The 784-nt window shown below is 34.1% G+C and carries 1 protein-coding gene; it reads left to right on the top strand.

Annotation, left to right across the window (positions count from 1 at the left end):
* Window positions 1-784 (top strand): hypothetical protein (locus DAHG_RS21300; RefSeq protein ID WP_034456135.1); only part of this gene is annotated, 784 nt, incomplete at both ends.

Raw genomic sequence — 784 nt, 5'->3', positions numbered from 1 at the left:
TGCTGCTGCTCCGGTTATGGCAGATAGTTCAACTGCTATAAAAGGTGGTATTTGCGATGGTTTGATGGATGACAAACCTGCTGATTGTGGTGCATTAGTTTATTTAGAAGTTTTGAGCCAATTAGATGGTGCTAAATTTAACACAGTTACTTTGGATAACGATATGAAAGCTCTGAATAAAGCTGATAAAAAAGTTAATATCTTAGAAGTAATTGCTGATTATGCCGTGGAATTGTTGGAATTCGCTGATCCTGAGACAGGAGAAGCTGGTTATACTGAGAGAGCTAACATTTATACATGGTTAAAGGTTGTTGACGGTATTGAAGATTATGCTGGTGAAGGTTCTATTAAAGCAAAAGATGTTAAGGATACTTCAACACTAGCTAAGGTGATGAAAAACACTAACAATGAAACCGGTAAAGAACATGATTGGTCTGTAATTAATGATGAAAATTACTTAGATGCCAAAGCTGCTTTAAAAGAGTTGAAAGATTTCAAAGCTGACTATGGTAAATATTTAGGTATTGATTCAGACGGTGAATACAGTAATGATTTAGCAGGTGCAGTACAAGATACTTATGTTTCATTAAATAATAATATCAATGAGTATTTAGGTGTAACAGCTGACAAAGATTTATCATTCTTTGTATTAGCATTTGACACCATTTTACAAAATGATTTAGATGGTAAAACGACTGATATCCAAACACAAGTTGAAAAAGGAAATAAAGATTCCACTATTGCTAAGATTCTACAAGGGGAAAAGGAAGATGTAGTTGAAGCC

The organism is Dielma fastidiosa, from assembly GCF_000313565.1.
GTDB lineage: Bacteria > Bacillota_I > Bacilli_A > Erysipelotrichales > Erysipelotrichaceae > Dielma > Dielma fastidiosa.
Note: the sequence above shows the minus strand (reverse complement) of the source record. Positions and strands in the feature narration are given on the sequence as shown.